General features: G+C 14.2%; 19 protein-coding genes, 3 tRNA genes and 1 pseudogene. 11 read left to right on the top strand and 12 right to left on the bottom strand.

The genetic code is table 11. The features are described from left to right. Positions 1-126, bottom strand: a pseudogene (locus tag KHQ18_RS01365) (GTP-binding protein); the annotation flags it as partial. Here KHQ18_RS01365 and trmD point away from each other — a divergent pair. Beyond that, entirely contained in the window at positions 107-688 is a 582-nt protein-coding gene (gene trmD / locus KHQ18_RS01360) for a tRNA (guanosine(37)-N1)-methyltransferase TrmD (protein ID WP_212113344.1), read from the top strand. The pseudogene KHQ18_RS01365 and the gene trmD sit on opposite strands and share 20 nt — an antisense overlap. 97 nt (positions 689-785) lie before the next feature. Here trmD and rsmH read toward each other — a convergent pair whose 3' ends face one another. Continuing rightward, positions 786-1,712 carry a 16S rRNA (cytosine(1402)-N(4))-methyltransferase RsmH gene (gene rsmH, locus KHQ18_RS01355; protein WP_212113341.1) on the bottom strand — a complete coding sequence of 309 codons (927 nt, stop codon included), beginning with the start codon at positions 1,710-1,712 and terminating at the stop codon, positions 786-788. A 249-nt stretch (positions 1,713-1,961) separates the two neighbouring features. Here rsmH and KHQ18_RS01350 point away from each other — a divergent pair, with 249 nt between their 5' ends. The 4 genes from KHQ18_RS01350 (at position 1,962) to KHQ18_RS01335 (ending at position 3,710) form a co-directional block, all read left to right on the top strand. Next, positions 1,962-3,038: a zinc-binding metallopeptidase family protein gene (locus KHQ18_RS01350; protein WP_212113340.1), complete on the top strand. Its 1,077-nt coding sequence runs from the start codon at positions 1,962-1,964 to the stop codon at positions 3,036-3,038. Between the two features lie 3 nt (positions 3,039-3,041). Continuing rightward, the gene (rplU, locus tag KHQ18_RS01345; RefSeq protein WP_213016786.1) at positions 3,042-3,350 is read left to right on the top strand and encodes a 50S ribosomal protein L21; all 309 of its coding nucleotides are present in this window, start codon (positions 3,042-3,044) and stop codon (positions 3,348-3,350) included. Positions 3,351-3,382: 32 nt separating this feature from the next. Continuing rightward, positions 3,383-3,628 (top strand): 50S ribosomal protein L27, encoded by a 246-nt coding sequence (rpmA, locus tag KHQ18_RS01340; RefSeq protein WP_212113339.1) that lies wholly within the window; start codon positions 3,383-3,385, stop codon positions 3,626-3,628. 7 nt (positions 3,629-3,635) lie between these two features. Then, a tRNA-Arg gene (locus tag KHQ18_RS01335) sits at positions 3,636-3,710 on the top strand. A gap of 1 nt (position 3,711) precedes the next feature. Here the strand turns inward: KHQ18_RS01335 and KHQ18_RS01330 are convergent. The 5 genes from KHQ18_RS01330 to rho all read right to left on the bottom strand — a co-directional run bounded on the left by KHQ18_RS01330 (position 3,712) and on the right by rho (position 9,524). Continuing rightward, positions 3,712-5,745 carry a phenylalanine--tRNA ligase beta subunit-related protein gene (locus KHQ18_RS01330; protein ID WP_212113338.1) on the bottom strand — a complete coding sequence of 678 codons (2,034 nt, stop codon included), beginning with the start codon at positions 5,743-5,745 and terminating at the stop codon, positions 3,712-3,714. Positions 5,746-5,844: 99 nt separating this feature from the next. Next, positions 5,845-7,029 carry a DNA polymerase III subunit beta gene (dnaN, locus tag KHQ18_RS01325; RefSeq protein ID WP_212113337.1) on the bottom strand — a complete coding sequence of 395 codons (1,185 nt, stop codon included), beginning with the start codon at positions 7,027-7,029 and terminating at the stop codon, positions 5,845-5,847. A 13-nt stretch (positions 7,030-7,042) separates the two neighbouring features. After that, positions 7,043-7,118: transfer RNA gene (locus KHQ18_RS01320), tRNA-Met, on the bottom strand. A gap of 171 nt (positions 7,119-7,289) precedes the next feature. Next, a complete protein-coding gene (locus KHQ18_RS01315; protein ID WP_212113336.1) occupies positions 7,290-7,976 on the bottom strand; it encodes a TerC family protein in 687 nt (228 codons plus the stop codon). 60 nt (positions 7,977-8,036) lie between these two features. Further along, positions 8,037-9,524: a transcription termination factor Rho gene (rho, locus tag KHQ18_RS01310; RefSeq protein WP_212113335.1), complete on the bottom strand. Its 1,488-nt coding sequence runs from the start codon at positions 9,522-9,524 to the stop codon at positions 8,037-8,039. A gap of 254 nt (positions 9,525-9,778) precedes the next feature. On the opposite strand from rho, the gene KHQ18_RS01715 reads away from it, so the two are divergent. After that, positions 9,779-9,955, top strand: a complete 177-nt coding sequence (locus KHQ18_RS01715; protein ID WP_241864367.1) for a hypothetical protein — start codon at positions 9,779-9,781, stop codon at positions 9,953-9,955. Then, complete coding sequence (locus KHQ18_RS01765; protein ID WP_320412023.1) at positions 9,924-10,859, top strand: peptide chain release factor 1; 936 nt, start codon at positions 9,924-9,926, stop codon at positions 10,857-10,859. Before KHQ18_RS01715 ends, KHQ18_RS01765 begins: the two co-directional genes overlap by 32 nt. A 274-nt stretch (positions 10,860-11,133) precedes the next feature. On the opposite strand, the gene KHQ18_RS01300 is transcribed toward KHQ18_RS01765, so the two are convergent. From KHQ18_RS01300 to KHQ18_RS01290, 4 genes are all read right to left on the bottom strand, one after another. Next, complete coding sequence (locus KHQ18_RS01300) at positions 11,134-11,415, bottom strand: HU family DNA-binding protein (RefSeq protein WP_212113334.1); 282 nt, start codon at positions 11,413-11,415, stop codon at positions 11,134-11,136. A 48-nt stretch (positions 11,416-11,463) separates the two neighbouring features. After that, positions 11,464-11,691 carry a hypothetical protein gene (locus tag KHQ18_RS01750; RefSeq protein ID WP_262896634.1) on the bottom strand — a complete coding sequence of 76 codons (228 nt, stop codon included), beginning with the start codon at positions 11,689-11,691 and terminating at the stop codon, positions 11,464-11,466. Next, a complete protein-coding gene (locus tag KHQ18_RS01295; protein ID WP_262896633.1) occupies positions 11,646-12,410 on the bottom strand; it encodes a methionyl-tRNA formyltransferase in 765 nt (254 codons plus the stop codon). Before KHQ18_RS01295 ends, KHQ18_RS01750 begins: the two co-directional genes overlap by 46 nt. A 2-nt stretch (positions 12,411-12,412) precedes the next feature. Then, positions 12,413-12,486: transfer RNA gene (locus KHQ18_RS01290), tRNA-Ile, on the bottom strand. Positions 12,487-12,860: 374 nt separating this feature from the next. On the opposite strand from KHQ18_RS01290, the gene KHQ18_RS01285 reads away from it, so the two are divergent. The 4 genes from KHQ18_RS01285 (at position 12,861) to ligA (ending at position 18,134) form a co-directional block, all read left to right on the top strand. Further along, on the top strand, positions 12,861-13,184 hold the full coding sequence (locus KHQ18_RS01285; protein WP_212113333.1) for a ribosome-binding factor A: 324 nt from the start codon (positions 12,861-12,863) through the stop codon (positions 13,182-13,184). 105 nt (positions 13,185-13,289) lie between these two features. Beyond that, on the top strand, positions 13,290-15,131 hold the full coding sequence (gene htpG, locus KHQ18_RS01280) for a molecular chaperone HtpG (RefSeq protein ID WP_212113332.1): 1,842 nt from the start codon (positions 13,290-13,292) through the stop codon (positions 15,129-15,131). 371 nt (positions 15,132-15,502) lie between these two features. Beyond that, on the top strand, positions 15,503-16,360 hold the full coding sequence (locus KHQ18_RS01275; RefSeq protein WP_212113342.1) for a HemK/PrmC family methyltransferase: 858 nt from the start codon (positions 15,503-15,505) through the stop codon (positions 16,358-16,360). A 13-nt stretch (positions 16,361-16,373) separates the two neighbouring features. Next, positions 16,374-18,134 (top strand): NAD-dependent DNA ligase LigA, encoded by a 1,761-nt coding sequence (ligA, locus tag KHQ18_RS01270; protein WP_212113331.1) that lies wholly within the window; start codon positions 16,374-16,376, stop codon positions 18,132-18,134. Positions 18,135-18,346: 212 nt separating this feature from the next. On the opposite strand, the gene rpmH is transcribed toward ligA, so the two are convergent. Next, the gene (gene rpmH, locus KHQ18_RS01265; protein ID WP_212113330.1) at positions 18,347-18,490 is read right to left on the bottom strand and encodes a 50S ribosomal protein L34; all 144 of its coding nucleotides are present in this window, start codon (positions 18,488-18,490) and stop codon (positions 18,347-18,349) included. Positions 18,491-18,974: the final 484 nt, after the last annotated feature.

Raw genomic sequence — 18,974 nt, 5'->3', positions numbered from 1 at the left:
TACAGCACTAAATAAAATAATTAAACCATCTAATATACGAAGAGATCTTTCTACTTCTACAGTAAAATCAACATGACCAGGCGTATCAATAATATTAATTTTATAAATATTATTATTTAATTTCCAACTTAGAAAATATGGAATTGGTAAAAATAAAAAAATAGACGATTACCAATATGGTGGTGGATTTGGTATGGTTTTAAAAATTGAACCTATTTATAAATGTATTAATAAATTGAAAAAAAAAATTTTTTATGATGAAGTTATTTTTTTATCTCCAGATGGAGAAAAATTAAATCAGTTAATGGTTAATAATCTTTCTAAAAAGAAAAATTTAATTATTATTTGTGGTCATTATAAAGGAATAGATCAAAGAATAAGAGATAATTTAGTTACTAAAGAAATATCTATAGGAGATTATGTAATTTCTTGTGGGGAAATAGCTTCAATTGTATTAATAGATTCAATTATAAGAATTTTACCAGGAGTAATTAATAAAAAATCTTTTATAGATGATTCTATTCAAAATGGATTAAAAACATCTTATCCTATTTATACTAGACCTTATAAATATAAAAATTTGAAAGTACCAAATATTCTTATTTCTGGAAATCATAAAAAAATAAAAGAATGGAGAAATATACAATTATTAAAAAAAATTGAAAAAAATAATAAAAATAAAAAATAAAATAATATTAATAAAATATTAATAAAATATTAATAAATAATATAATAATTAAAATTTTAATTAATAATTAATTAAGTTAATAATTAATAATATGTAATTATATTTTTTCTCCCCATCTTAATTTAGCACTTCTTGATCTAGGATTATTTTTAATTTCTTCATTACTAGGATAAATAATTTTTTTTTTAGGAAGTTTAAAATTTATTTTTATTTTTCCAAAAAAATTTTTTTTATATTTTCCGTCAAATGAACCTGTTTTTAAAAAATTTTTTACAATTCTATCTTCTACAGAATGATATGATATAACTACAATTCTACCATTTTTTTCTAACATATCCATAGAATTATATAATAAATCTTTTAAACAATTAATTTCATCATTTACTTCAATTCGTATAGATTGAAAAATTTTAGAAAAAAATTTAATTTTTTTTTTAGAAAAAAATTTTTTTTTATTATTTTTTTTATTTTTATTAAATAATTTAATTATATCAAATGTTTTTTTAATATTATATCTTTCTTTTATTATATTTTTAGAAATATATTTTGAATTTTTTAAATCTCCATATTTATAAAAAATTTTATTTAATGAATTAAAAGAATAATTATCTATAATGTCTTTTGCAGTAAAATCTGAAAGTGTATTCATTCTCATATCTAATTCATTATTATATCTAATAGAAAATCCTCTATAATAAGAATCAAATTGATGATAAGATACACCAAGATCTACTAATATACCAGATATAGAAAAAATATTATATAAATTTAAAACATTTTTAATAAATCTGAAATTCTGATGAAATAATTTTAATCTTTTATCTGTAATATTATTATTTTTTATTGATTCTATGTCTTGATCAAATGAAAATAATTTTCCATCTTTGTTTATATTTTTTAATATTTTTTTAGAATGTCCTCCTCCTCCAAAAGTTGCATCTACATAAATTCCATTTTTTTTATTTATTAAATATTTTATACTTTCTTCTAATAAAACAGATTTATGTTTATGATATAATAACATAATAATATATAATAAAAATATAAAAAATATATAATAAAATTTATATAATTAATATTTAAATAATTTAAATTTATATATTTATTAATTATTTAATTATTAATTATTTAATTATTATTTAATTATTATTTAATTATTTATTATTAATTATTTATAATTTATTATATAAAATATAATTTTATAATTTATTATAAATAAATTATTATAAATAAATTTTAATTAAAATTTATTTATAAAAAAAAAATAAAAAAAATGAATAATATATTTAAAGAAAAATCATTATCTTTTTTAAAAAAATATTTAAAATCTTTTACTCCAAGTGGTTATGAGATAGAAGGACAAAGAATTTGGAAAAAATACTTACAAAATTATGTAGATGAAATTAAAATAGATAATTATGGAACTACTTTTGGTATAATTAATAATAAAGAAGATTATAAAATTATGATAGAAGCTCATGTTGATGAAGTTTCTTGGTCTGTTAAATACATATCAGAAGATGGATTAATATTTGTATCTAAAAATGGAGGAACAGATCATCTAATTGCTAATTCTAAAGAAGTAGAAATTTATACTGAAAAAGGAATTATACCAGGTGTTTTTGGAATTACAGCAATTCATACAAGAACTAAAGAAATACCTATAAAAGTAGAAGATTTATTTATTGATGTAGGAGCAAAAAATAAAAAAGAAGTTAAAAAATTAGGAATTAAAATAGGATGTAATATTTCTTATAAATACAATTTTAATATTTTAAATAAAAAATATTTAGTATCTAAAGCTTTAGATAATAAAATAGGAGGATTTATAATTGCGGAAGTAGCAAGAATAATTAAAAAAACTATTAATAAATTACCATATTCTCTTTATATAGTTAATTCAGTTCAAGAAGAAATAGGTTTAAGGGGAGCTAAAATGATAGCAAATAATATTAAACCTGATTTATCTATTATAATAGATGTATGTCCTGATACTACAACACCATTTATATCACAAAAAAAATATGGAAAAATAAAAAGTGGATTAGGACCTGTTATTACTTATTCTCCTGCAGTTCATAATAATTTTCGTGATTTTATGATTAAAATAGCTAATAAAAATAAAATTAAATTTCAAAAATTATTGTCATCAATATATACTGGAACAGATACAGATGTTATAGCTTATTCTAATTATGGAATTATTTCTTCTTTAATTTCAATTCCATTAAAATATCTTCATACTACAGTAGAAATGATTAATATGGATGATGTTAAAAATACTATATTTTTTTTAGTAAACATATTAAAAGAAATAAAATATAAACATAATTTCAAATATTCATTATAAATAATGTTTGCAATAATTAATTTAAATGGAATTCAATATAAAATTGAAAAAAATTCAATTTTATATGTAAATAGAATTTTAAAAAATGATGGAGAAATTTTTTCAATTAATAAATGTATTTGTTTTAAAAAAAAAGAAAAAATTTTAATAGGTAATCCATTTTTAAATTGTAATATTAAAATTAAAATTTTACAACATTTTAAAGGTAAAAAAATAATAATTTTTAAAAAAAAAAGAAGAAAGGGATATAAAGTAAAAAATGGACACAGACAAAATTTATCTAAAATACAAATATTAGATATTAAATTATAAATATATATTTAAAAAAAATAATTAAATAAAATATGGCTCATAAAAAAGGAGTAGGTAGTTCTAAAAATGGAAGGGATTCTTCAGGTAGAAGATTAGGAATTAAAATATTTTCTGGACAAATAGTTTATCCTGGAATGATAATTTTAAGACAAAGAGGAACTAAACATTTTCCAGGAATAAATGTAGGTATGGGAAAAGATCATACTTTATATGCTAAAAAAAAAGGAATAGTTTTTTTTAAAAAGAAAAAAAATAAATCATTTGTTAATGTTAATTAATATATAAAACTGGATAGCTCAGATAGGATAGAGCAATAGTTTCCTAAACTGTTTGTCGCGGGTTCGAATCCCGCTCCAGTTTCTTACTTTTTTATTAAATATTCTATTTTTTCTTTAAAATATTTAACTATATTGTTAATTTTTTTTTCAGTTAAATTTTTTTCTCCTTTTATATAAATATTAAATGTATATGATTTTTTATTTTTATATTTAATTTTATTTTCATAAATATATGATAAAATTATATTTTTTATTTTATTATTATATCTATCATTATATTTTTTCTTAATATAATGTATTAGATTTTTAATATATTCATATGATTTATTTTTTTCTAATAATATAGTAATATCTCTTTTAACATTAAGAAATTTATTAATATTTTTAATTTTTTTATTATTAATATTATTAATAATTTTTTTTAAATTTATTTCTGAATAAATAACAGTTTTTTTTATATTAAATAACTTTAATACATTTTTTTTAACATTACCTATTTCTAATAAAATATTATTTAAATTTTTAATATATAAACATTTTTCTAAATAAAAATGTGAATTTTCTATAAATTGTGAATAATTTTTTATGTTTAAATACAATAATATTTTTTCAATAATTCCTTTTATAAAAAAAAAAGAATCATTAAAATTATTATTGCTTTCCATAATAATTGATAATTTTTTTTTTTTTATAAATTTTTTTTTTTTTAAAAAAAAAACTTTTCCAAATTCAAAAAATTTATTTTCATTATTATTTCTTTTTATATTAAAAGAAATATTTTTTAACATTCCAAATAATAAATTAGTTCTTAAAAAATTATTATTTTTACTTTTTTCTGAATCTAAAATTTTAATAATTTTTTTTTTATTTATAAATTTTAAATAATTTTTATTATTTTGTATTGGAATATTGATAACTTCATAAAATCCATGTGAAATTAATATATTTATTAAAAAATTTTTTATTTTTTCTTCTATTAAAAAATTATTATCTAATTTTTTTGTTTTAAAAAACAAATTTTTTTTTGTTTTAAAAGAATTATATCCATATATTCTAAATATTTCTTCTATAATATCAATTTCTCTTGTTATATCATATCTATAAGTTGGAATATAAATTAAAATTTTATTATTTTTATTAAATATTAAAAAATCTAATAATTTTAAAATTTTATTAATAATTCTATTAGAAATAGTCTTTCCTATTAATTTATTTACTTTATTATAATAAAATAATATTTTTTTTTTTTTTAATTTATTAATATAATAATCAGTAAATTTAAATAAAATATTATTATTTATTTTTAATAATAAAAATAAAATTCTTTTTAATACAAAAAAAGATAAATTTGGATCTACGAATTTTTCAAATCTTAAAGATGATTCTGTTTTAATTTTATATTTTTTTGAAAAAAATCTTATTTTTTTTTCATTAAAAGAAGCACATTCTATAAAAATATTTTTATTTTTAATATTATTTTCTGTTGTATTATTATAATCTATATTACAAATTCCAGGAATAGATATAGGTTTATTATTATAATAAATTAAAAATTCTCCTTTATTAAGAATTATTTTTTTTTTTTTTAAAAAAATAATTTTTTCATTTTTTAATTCATAAAATTTTATATTATTATTTTTATTAAAATAATAATAATTTAAAGGATATCCTAATTCATTAATTACAAAATTAATAATATCAGTAATATTATTTTTAGGTTTTATATTAATTATTGATAAAAAATTTTTTATCCATTTAGGAATTATTAATTTATCAATATTATATAAATATAAACCAGAATATCTTCTTATATATTTATAAGAATTTTTTGAAAAAATTATATTATTTTTTTCAAAAAAAAAATTATCATTATATATAGATATTGGAAAAAAATCAATATTTGAATATTTTTTTATTTTTAAATAAGCATATATTTCTTTTGAAATATAATAATGTGATGTTAAATATCCTTTATCTGGAGATAAAGAAATTATAAAAATTTCATTATTTATAATTTTTTCTATTTCTATTCCAATATTGTTTAATATTTTTTCAATTTCTTTAAAACTAATTTCTGTTTTAAGATAGTACTTAATCCATTTATATGATATTATCATTATTATATTATTATTATATTATTATTATATTATTATTATATTATTGTAGTAATTTATTATTTACATTTTTTTAAAAAAATTTTATAATTAATATTTTTTTTAAAAAATTGGCATAATTAATATTTTTATTTTTTCATTTTTTTCTTTAATATCATTTTTTTCTTTAATAATAGGAATAATCATAATAATTTTATTTTTTTTAAAAAAAATAAAATAAAATTCTTTTTGAAAAATATGAGAAATAATATTTATAAATGATTTATAATTTAACTTAAATTCTATATTTTTATCTAATAAAATATCATTATTTTTATAATAATCTATATATTCATAAGCTTTTTTATTATTTTTATTATCTGATGTATAAATATTTATTTTTTCTTTTGAAAAAATAAAATGAATATTTTTATCTGAAAATAGAGATAATCTTTTAACTGAATAAAAAAATTCTTTTCTATTAATTTTAAATATATATTTTTTATTTTTAGGTATTATTTTTTTATAATTTGGAAATTTATCATTTATAATTCTAGATATAAAAATTTTATTTTTTAATAATATTTTAAAATTATTTTCATTATATTCTATTATAATTTTTTTATCATTAATATTTAATAAAATATTTTTTAATATCATTATAGGTCTCCTTGGAATAATTAATTCTAAATTATTATTTTCTTCAAAAAAATTATTTTCACAACAAATATTATAAGAATATTCTATTAAATTATATGAATCAGTACTAACAAAAATTATTTTATTTTTACATAATTTTATTAACATTCCATTAATAGATTGTCTAATATTATTTTTATTTATTAAAAAAAAAACTTGATTAATAGCATTTAACAAAATTTTTTTTGACAAAAAAAATTTTGTTAAATTTTTTAATTTATAAAATTTAGGATAGTTTAAAGAACTTTGAAATGGAATAGTATAATTACCTTTTTTTGAATTTATATTAATATATTTTTTTTCATTTTCTATTTTTAAAATAATATTATCATTAAAATATTTTAAAATATTTATTAAAATAAAAGGTGATATACAAAATGAAAAATTATCTTTAAATGAAAAATTATTATCTTTAATAATATTTTTAATTTTTATATAAGAGACAACAGTTGTTTCTAAATCAGAAGCAGTAATTATTAATTTATTATTTTTAATTTTTAATAAAAAAGTATTTAATATTGGAATATAATTTCCAAATTGAATTACTTTAAATAAATCTTTAAAATTATTTAACAATTCAATGCTAGATAATGAAATGTAAATACTCATAAACTAAAATTAGTGGCGTGAAGGGGATTTGAACCCCTAAACCTTCGGGTTATGAATCCGATGCTCTAACCAAATTAAGCTATCACGCCTTAAATATATTTATTAAAAAAAATTTATAAAATAATTAATACATAAAAAATTAATATATATAAAAAATAAATAATAAATATAAATTACATATACAAAATAAATAATAAATATAGTAATAATTAATATTAATTATATTAATATTTAATTCATTTAATTAATCATTTAATTCATTAATCATTATCATTTTTTTTAAAAAAAAAATAATAAATAATAATAATAATAAATAATAATAAAAGTATTAATGATATAATATTTTCAATTATTGTTAAATTTATTATATTAAAAGATGATAAAAATAATTTTAATCCAAGAATAAAAATAATAAAAAAATTAATTTTTTTTAAAAAATAAAATTTTGATACCAATATTATAATTTTATTAATAATAAATCTTATTAATAAAATACCAATAAAATTTCCAAATAATATTAAAATAATATTTTTAGATAAAGAAATACAAGATAAAACATTATCTATAGAAAAAGATAAATCTATTAATTCTATTAAAAAAACATTTAACCAAAAAGATTTTTTTTTATTATAAAACAAACCTTTGTTTTTTTCAAATAAAGTATTAACACTTATAAAAAGTAAGTAAATACCTCCTATAGTTTTTATCCACCAAATTTTCTCTATAATTTTATAAAAAAAACAAAAAAAAAATCTAAAAAAACAAGCTCCTATTATTCCATAGTTAAATATTTTTTTTCTTTCTTTTTTATTTTTTATTTTTTCTATAAAAGAAGAAATAATAATTGCATTATCTATTGATAATAAAATTTCTACTATAATAATATTTATTAGAGTTATAATAGATTTAAAAGGATTTATAAAAATATAAGATATTTGTTCTTCCAATGTTAATTTTTTTTAAAATTATTAATAAAATAAGTATTATTTATTTATTATCATTTATCATTATCCATTCATTGATAAAATAAATTCTTCATTATTTTTTGTATTAGATATTTTATTTTTTAAAAATTCAATAGCTTCAATTGAATTCATATCAGATAAATATTTTCTTAAAATAAACATTTTTTGTAAAATATTCTTATCTAATAATAAATCTTCTTTTCTAGTTCCAGATGATATTAAATCAATTGCTGGATAAATTCTTTTATTAGATATTCTTCTATCTAATTGTAATTCCATATTTCCTGTTCCTTTAAATTCTTCAAATATAACTTCATCCATTTTAGAACCAGTATCTATTAATGCAGTAGCTATAATAGTAAGAGATCCTCCATTTTCTATATTTCTAGCAGCTCCAAAAAATCTTTTTGGTTTATGCATAGCATTAGAATCTATTCCACCAGATAATACTTTTCCAGATGATGGAGAAACTGTATTAAATGCACGTGACATTCTTGTTAAAGAATCAACAACTATACAAACATCTTTATTAAATTCTACCATTTTTTTTGCTTTTTCATAAACAATATTAACAACTTTTACATGTTTTTCAGCTGGTTCATCAAATGTAGAAGAAATAACTTCAGCGTTAACATTTCTTTTCATATCTGTTACTTCTTCAGGTCTTTCATCTATTAATAAAATTATTAAATAAACTTCTGGATGATTATATGATATAGAATTTGCTATTTCTTTTAATAATGTAGTTTTTCCTGTTTTTGGAGGAGCCACAATCATTCCTCTTTGTCCTTTTCCAATTGGAACAAATAAATCAATTATTCTTGTAGATAAAGTAGAATTTTTACCTGATAAATTAAATTTTTCATTAGGAAAAATTGGTGTTAAACGTTCAAATACTTTTCTTTTTTTACTTAAATATGGATTCATACCATTAATTTCTATAATTTTAATTAAATAAAAATATTTTTTTGAATTTTTATTAGGTTTTATTTCTCCTATAATAGTATCTCCTGTTTTCAAACCAAATTTTATAATTAAATATTTAGAAACATAAACATCATATGAATTTGAAAGATAATTAAAATAAGAAGATCTTAAAAAACCATAATTTTTTTTTTTAAAAAAATAATTATATTTAGATTTAATTATTTCTAAAACTCCATTAAATTCAATTCTTACGTTTCTTACGTTTTTATAATAATTAAATATATTTTTATTAAAATTATTTTTTTTATTTTTTTTAATTAAAAAATTAATTTTATTTAATTTATTATTATTATTATTATTATTAAAATAATTTTTATTAAAATTATTAAATGATTTATAATTTTTTTTATTATTATTTAAATTTTTATTATTATTTAAATAATTATTATTTAATTTTCTTTTATTTAATTTTTTTATTATTAGTTCTATTAATTCTTTTTTTTTATATTTTTTTATATTTTTAATTTTTAAAAAAATTGCAAATTTTATAATTTCAAATAGTTTTTTATTTATTAATGAACTTAATAAAATATTATCGTCCATGATTTTTTTTATTTTTTAAGTAATTAATATTTTTGTATAATTAATTTTTTTATAATTAATCATAAAATGATTGATTATTAATATATTTTTGTACTTTTTATGTTATATGTATCTATTTTAATAGAAAAATAATAATAAAATTAATAATAAAATAATAATAAAATATTTATAAATTAAGTAATAATATTAATTATTTTTAAAAATTAATTAAATTTTTTTAAAAATAAAATTATGTTAATTAAATTAAAAATTAAATGAAAAATTTTTTAATTTTTATAAAAAAAAGTGAAAAAAGAATTAATAAAATAAATGATTTATTAAAAAATATTAATATAAATAATAATAAATATAAATATATAAAATTATATTCAGAATATAAAAAATTAAAAAAAATAATAGATTTATATAATTTATATAAAAAAAAAAAATAAATATTTATATGAAACTAATATTTTTATTTCAGAAGAAAAAGATAATAATTTACTAGATATGGCAAATATTGAAAAAAAAAATTTATTAAAAGATATTAAAAATATAAAAAATAATTTTAAAAAATTTTTTTTTTTAATAAATAAAAAAGATAATAAAAATTACATACCTGAAAATACTATTTTAGAAATAAGATCTGGAATAGGTGGAGATGAAGCATGTATTTTTGCAGAAGACATGTTTAAAATGTATACAATGTATTTTAAATATTCTGGATGGAAATTTGAAATATTGAATAATCAAATAGGAAATATAGGATATAAAGAAATTATTATAAGAATTTTTGGTAAACAAGCTTATGAAAATTTACAATTTGAATCAGGAGTTCATAGAGTTCAACGTATTCCTAAAACAGAATCTCAAGGTAGATTGCATACATCTGCTGTTACAATAGCGGTTTTACCAGAATTAGAAAAATTAAAAATTAAAATAAATTTTTCTGATATTAAAAGAGAAACTTTTAGATCTAGTGGAGCTGGTGGACAACATGTTAATAAAATAGAATCTGCTGTAAGATTAACACATATTCCTACTAAAATTTCAGTAGAATGTCAAGAAGAAAGATCTCAACATAAAAATTATGAAAAAGCATTAAATCTTTTACGTTATAAATTATATAAAATAAAATTAAAAAATATAGAAACTAAAAGATCTAATTTAAGAAAATTATTAATTTCTACTGGAGATAGATCAGTAAAAATTAGAACATATAATTATCCACAAAGAAGAATAACAGATCATAGAATAAATAAATCTTTATATAATTTAGATGATTTTATGAAAGGTAATATTCAAAAAATGATAGATCTATTAAAAAAAAATTTAAAAAATAAAAATAAAAATTAATAAAAACATATGTTATATGTTATTTTATGTTATATGTTGTTATATGTTATTTATTATATTAATTAAATAAACAAACATATAACATAACATACATAAAATACATACATACCTACACCTACCTACATATACATATTTATATTATAAAATTATAAAATAATAAAAATACATAAAATAAAACATATAATATATATTTAAAAAAATTTTAATATATATTTAAAATTTTAAAAATATAGATATTATTGTTTTTATTTTTTTTAAATAAAAAATTTAATTTTTATTTTTTATTATTTATAAATTTTAAAAATTTTGATCCTGGTTTAAATTTTACTACATTTTTTGCAGGAATTTTTATTTTTTCTCCTGTTTTAGGATTTACTCCATATCTTTCTTTTCTTTTATTAAAAAGAAAAGTTCCAAAATCTATAATAGATACTTTTTCTTTTTTTGAAATAGAATTAATTATTATTGATATAAAATTATCTAAAAAATTTTTTGTTATTGTTTTAGATATATCAGTTTTTTTCGATAAAATATTTATTAAATCTGTTTTTTTCATATTATTACAATTAGTCTATTAATTAATTTACATAGTATATTAATTAATTTACATATTTTTTAATCCATTTATTATATATTTTACTTTCATTTTTTTTTTACCTTCTATTTGAGCTTCTAAAATAGAAATAAATCCTTCTTTATTATATATTTTAATTTTAGTTTTATAAATAAAAAAAATACCAATTTTTTTATTATGTTTTTCAAATATAGCTTTTGCTTTGTATATTTTTATATATAATTTTTTTTTTTTGTTTTTAAAAATGTATATGCACATGGATATGGACTTAATCCACGTATTTTATTAATAATATTTATTAAAGAATCTTCCCAATTAATTAATCTATCTTTTTTTAATATTTTTGGAGCAAATTTTAATTTTTTATTTTCATTTTTATTAATATTATTTTTATTAATTAAAATAATATTTTTTTTGTTTTTTACTAATTCAATAGTTTTTATTATTAAATTAGAACTTTCAAAAGAAAGTTTTTTATATAATGAACCAAAATTATAATCATTTTTTATTTTAATTTCTTTTTGAAGAATAATATTTCCTTGATCTATTTTATCATTAATAAAAAATGTGGTAATTCCTGTTTTTTTTTCACCATTTATAATAACCCATTGAATTGGAGAAGGTCCTCTATAATTAGGTAATAAAGATGGATGAAGATTAATTGATCCTATTTTTGGTATTTCCCAAATTTTTTTTGGTAATTTTTTAAAAGAAATAACTATTTGTAAATCAATTTTTAAATATTTAATTTTATTAATATTAATATCTTCATAATATAAAATTGGAATATTATTTTTAATAGATATTTTTTTAATTTCTGATTTAAAAATTTTTTTTCCATGTTTAATAATTTTTTTTTCTTTATTTGTAATAATAGATACTATATTATAATTTAATTTAATCATTTTTTTTAATGATGGTACTCCAAAATTAGAATTTCCTATAAAAATAATTCTAGGATTAATAGTAAAAATCATAGTGGTCTCAGCTGGACTTGAACCAGCGACCCCCTGATTATGAGTCAGATGCTCTAACCAACTGAGCTATGAGACCATTGATACAATTTTTATGATTATTTTAAAAAATTATTTTTATTTTTTTTCTTAATAAAAAAAAATAATATTTCTAAATTATATTATATTAAATAAATTATATTCTATTAAAATTATATTCTATTAAATAAGATAATAAAAAATAATATAATAAAAATAATTATAATTAAAAATTTAAAAATTGTTAAATAATAAAATATAATAAATAAATTAAATAATAAAATATAATAAATAAAATATAATAAAATAAAATATAATAAAATAATTTTATGTATATAAATAATGTTTATTTTTTATGTATAAAATAATATGTATATAATGTTTATAAATGTAATGTTTATATATAATAATAAATAAATAATGAATAATTTATAAATGAATAATTTATATAAAGAAAGAAAAAAAATAAAAATAAAAAAAATTGAATCTTTAATTCTTAAAGAAATAAGTTTATTATTTACATATACATATAATAAAAATTTTTTTATAACTGTTAGTAAAGTTATTTTATCAAATGATTGTAAAATTGCAAAAATATATTTAATTTTTTTATATAAATCAACATATACAGAAGAAAAAAAAAAATTATTAATTAATATTTTTAGATCTAAAATTAATTATTATATAAATAATCTAAATAAAAAAATAAAAAATAAATTAAGAAAAATTCCTAATTTTTTTTTTTATTTAGATTATTAATTAAAATTTTGTTATTTATATTATTAATTAATTTTATTTAAAAAATTTAATTTTATTTATTTTTATTTATAATAATAAAAAATTATATGAAAAATAAAAAATTATATGAAAAAAAAAATTAGAGTTGAAGCTGTTAATATTTTTCCAATTATAAAAAATTTTCTTTATTCTGATAATGAAATTTTTTTAAGAGAAATGATATCTAATGCAAATGATGCATGTTTAAAGATGAAAACTATTTATAAAGATATTTATAAAGATAAATATGAAGAAAAATTTAAAGAAGAATTTAAAATTCAAGTAAAAATAAATAAAAAAGAAAAAACTATTCATATAATTGATAATGGTATTGGAATGGATAAAATTGAGATAGAAAAATATATTAATGAAATAGCTTTTTCTGGCGCTGAGGATTTTATAGAAAAATATAAATATAAAAGTGAAAATACTAAATCAATTATAGGACATTTTGGTTTGGGTTTTTATTCTTCTTTTATGGTATCAGATAAAGTAGAAATTTATACTAAATCTTATAAAGATGAATCAAAAGGGGTTTATTGGAAATGTGAAGGAGATCCTAATTTTTTTTTAAAAGAAATTGAAAAAAAAGAAAGAGGAACAGAAATTATTTTATATATTAATTCTTTAAATGAAGATTTTTTAGAAGAAAAAAAAATTATAAAAATATTAAATAAATATTGTAAATTTTTTAATATTAAAATTGAATTTTTAGGAAAAGAAAAAATAATTATTAATAATATATATCCTATTTGGATTAAGAAATCATCAGAATTACAAGATAATGATTATATAAAATTTTATAATAATTTATATTCACCAGATTCACCATTATTTTGGATTCATCTTAATATTGATCATCCTTTTAAATTAACTGGAATTATTTATTTTCCTAAAATAAATAATAATTTAATTTTTAATAAAAAAAGTAATATTAAATTATATCAAAATCAAGTATTTGTTACAGATAACTTAGATGGAATTGTTCCAGAATTTTTAACATTCTTATATGGTATTATAGATTCTACAGATATTCCATTAAATGTATCTCGTTCATCATTAAAAATTGATTCATCTATTAAAAAAATATCAAATTATATATTAAAAAAAGTTTGTGATAAATTAAAATTATTATTTAAAAATAATAGAAGTTTTTTTGAAAAAAAATGGGATAACATAAAAGTTATAATAGAATATGGAATTTTGAGTAATGATTTATTTTTTGAAGAATCTAAATATTTTTTTCTATTTAAAACAATAAATGAAAAATATTTTAATTTTATTGAATTTTATGAAAAAATTAAAGTAAAACAAATAGATAAATTTAATAAAATTATTTTTTTATATTGTACTAATCAAGAACAACAATATACTAATATACAATTAGCAAAAGAAAAAAATTATGAAATTATTATTTTAGATAGTCCTTTAACACATAATATAATTCATAAATTTGAATCTAAATATAAAAATATTTCTTTTTATAGAGTTGATTCAGATCATATTGATAATATTATTAAAAAAAATATTTCACAAAAATTAGAAATATCAAATGAAAAAAAAGAAAAAATTAAAAAAATTTTTGAAAATGAAATATTAGATAAAAAATTTACAATTCAAGTAGAAAATTTTGATAAAAAAACTGATCCTCTATTAATAACAACACCAGAATTAATTATAAGAATAAAAGAAATAAAAAAACAACAAAATGATACATCTACGTATTATGATAAAGAAAATTATAATTTATTAATTAATGCAAATCATAGTTTAATTAAAAAAATTGTAAATGAAGAAAATACAATAAAAAGAAAAATTTTAATTAATGAAGCTTTAAAATTAGCTATGTTATCACAAAATTTATTAAAAGGAAAAGAATTAAAATCTTTAATTAGTAAATATTTTGATAAATTAACATATTTAAATTAAAATATACTTATAATTAATTTATTAAATTAATTTATTATTAATTTATTATTAATTTATTATTAATTTATTATTAATTTATTAATTTATTTATTATAATTAATTTTTATTTATTATAATTAATTATAATTAATTATAATTAATTATAATTAATTTATTAATTAATTATTAATTATTAATTATTAATTATTAATATTAATTATTAATTATTTATTATTAATTAATAATAATTTTATTATTAATAATATATTAATAATATATTAATAATATATTAAATTAATAATAAATAAATAATAAAAAATAAATAATATAATAATAAAAAAAATAATGTTAATTAAAAAAAAAAAACATTAAATGATTTTTATTTTTTATATATAAAATCATTAAAAAATATTTATCCTAATATAAGAGAAATAAATAATATTTTTTTTCTTATAATAGAAAAAATTTTTCCTTATAATTATAAAAAAATTCAAAATTATATTAAAAATAAAAAAAAAGTAAATATAAATCTTTTAGAAAATGAAAAATTAAAAAAATATTTAATTTTTTTAAAAAAAAATGAGCCAATTCAATATATATTAAAAAAATCATATTTTTTAGGATATAATTTTTTTTTAGAAAAAGGAATATTTATTCCAAGATCAGAAACAGAAGAATTAGTTAATTGGTTAATAAAAAATAATAAAAATAAAAAAAATTTAAATATTTTGGATATAGGTACAGGATGTGGTTGTATTAGTATTTCTATAAAAAAAAAATTACATAATTCTAATAATATATATGCTATAGATATTTCTAAAAAATCTATTAATATTACATATAAAAATTCATTATACCATAATGTTAAAATTTTTCTTTATAAAGAAGATATTTTAAAAAAATCAGAAGATATTTTAAAAAAATCTTTTTTTTTTTCAAAAAAATTTGATATAATTATTAGTAATCCTCCATATATAACAAAAAATGAAAAAGAATTAATGCATCCTAATGTTTATCATTATGAACCAAATAAAGCTTTATTTGTTAATAATAACGATCCTATAATTTTTTATAAAAAAATAATTTATTTTTCTAAAAAAATATTAAAAGAAAATGGTAAACTTTATTTAGAAATAAATCCAATTTATAAAAAAAAAATAATTAATTATTTAAAATATTATAATACTAAAATAATTAAAATTAAAAAAGATTTTTATGAATTTTATAGAATGATAAAAATTATTTTTTAAATTATTTTTTTAAATGAAAATAAAAAAAATTAAAGAATTAATTTTTTATATTAAAATTAAAAAATTAATTATTTCTATTAAAAAAGAAATTAAAAATCATAATTATAAATATTATTATTTAAATGATCCTGATATATCAAATTTTGAATTTGATAAAAAATTAAAATTTTTAGAAAAATTAGAAAAAATTATTAATTATAAAAATAATTCTCCAACCATAGACATAGGAAATTTTATTTTTAATAATAGAAAAAAAAATCGTCATGATTATAAAATGTATTCTTTAAAAAATGCTTATTCTTTTAAAGAAATAAAAAATTGGGAAAAAAGTATTAAAAAAAAAATTAATAAATTTTCTTATACATGTGAATTAAAATATGATGGAATATCTATAAATTTAATTTATAATAATGGTAAATTAAAAGATGCTATTACAAGAGGAAATGGAATTATAGGAAATAGTGTAATTAATAATATTATTAATATACCATATATTCCAAAATTTATTAAAAATAAAACTAAAAATTTAAATTTTTTTGGAGAAATAATATTACCTATTTCTTCTTTTGAAAAAATTAATAATGAAAGAATAAAAAAAAATAAAAAACCATATTCTCATCCAAGAAATACAGTTAGTGGTACTATTATGATGAAAGATTATAAAATAGTAAAAAAAAGAAAATTATCTTGTTTTATTTATTCTATAAATGGTATAAAAAATGGTAAATCTCATTTTGAATTATTAAATTTAGCAAAAAAATTAGGTTTTAATGTTCCTAATCATACTATTAAATGTTATAAATTAAAAAACGTTTTTAATTTTATAGAATATTGGGAAAAAAATAGATTTTATTTACCATATATAATAGATGGTATTGTTATTAAAATAGATGAATTACATTTTCAAAAAAAATTAGGATATACTTCAAAATTTCCTAAATGGTCTATAGCTTTTAAATTTAATTCTAAAAAAAATTTTACTAAAATATTAGATATTGAATATAAAGTTGGAAAAATGGGAATAATTACCCCAATTGCAAAAGTACTCCCTATTATTATTTCTGGAACAAAAATTAGTAAAGTTTCTTTATATAATAAAAAAAATATTGATAATTTAAATATTTTTTTTAATGATACAATTATTATAGAAAAAAGAGGTGAAATTATTCCAAAAATAGTAGGAATTGATTTAAATAAAAGAAATCCAAAAGAAAAAAATATAAATTTTATTAAAAAATGTCCATCTTGTAAAAAAAAATTATTAAAAATAAATTCATTAATATATTGTTTAAATAAATGGAATTGTATTGATCAAATTATAGAAAAAATTTTTCATTTTTCTAAAAATATGAATATTTATTTATTAGGAAAAAAAAATATAGAAATTTTATGCAAAAATAATTTATTAAATAATGTGTATGATTTATATAATTTATATAAAAAAAAAGAAAAATTATTAAATATTATTAATAAAAATGAATTTTTTTTAAAAAAACTTTTTTTTTATATTGAAAATTCAAAAAATCAGCCTTTTGAAAAAGTTTTATATTCTTTATGTATTAAAGGTATAGGAATAGAATCATCTAAAAAAATAGTAAATTGTTTTGAAAAAATAGAAAATATTTTATTTTTTTTAAAAAAAAAAATACCAACATATTTTTTAAAAAAAATTGGAAAAAAAAATTGTAAAAACATTATAGAATTTTTATCAGAAAAAAAAAATTTAAATATTATACAAAAACTTAAAAAAATTGGATTAAAATTTAAAAAATAAATATAAAATTATATATATAAATAAATATTATATAAAATTATATATATATTTAATTATATATATATATTTAATTATATATATATATTTAATTATATATTTAATTATATATTTAATTATATATATATTTATTTATATTTATTATTTATTTATTATTATTTAATTATTACTAAATAAATGTTATTAATAACTGTTTATTATTTAATTTTTATTATTTAATTATTACTAACTGTTAATTTTTTTCTTTTTTTTTTTCTTCTTCTATATAAAATTTTTTTTCCACTTTTTTTATTATTTCTTTTAATGAAACCATGTTTTTTTAATTTTCTTTTTTTAGAAGGATGAAAAGTTCTTTTCATATTTATTATTTATTTAATGTTATGTATTATTATATTTTTTAATTTATAAATGTAATGTATTTATATTAATTTAATATGATATGTTAGTTATGTATTATTAAATATATTGTATGTAATGTTTAAATATATTTAATTTAATAATGTTTAAATATATTAATGTTTAAATAATATATTTAAAGTAATGTATTATATATTAAATTTTTTTAATAATTTTTTAAAAATATATTTTTTTTAATTTTTATTTTTTTTTTTATTTAAAATATAATTAAAAGTTAATTAGGGAGTATATTAATAATTTATTTTAGTTTTAATTTTTGTGAAAATAGAAATAAAATTTATTTTTAAAATATTTTTTGTTTAGTATTTAGTGGGGGGGTAAGTAGTGGGTGGGGGTGGGGGAGGAAGAAGAAGAAATGATCCTGTAAATTATATTGAGTGTTTTTCTTATTGAGAGGGGGAAATTTTAGCTCTAATATCTTTTCAG

It is taken from the genome of Candidatus Shikimatogenerans silvanidophilus (assembly GCF_018200315.1).
Taxonomy (GTDB): domain Bacteria; phylum Bacteroidota; class Bacteroidia; order Flavobacteriales; family Blattabacteriaceae; genus Shikimatogenerans_A; species Shikimatogenerans_A silvanidophilus.
This window is presented reverse-complemented; position numbering and strand designations above follow the sequence as displayed.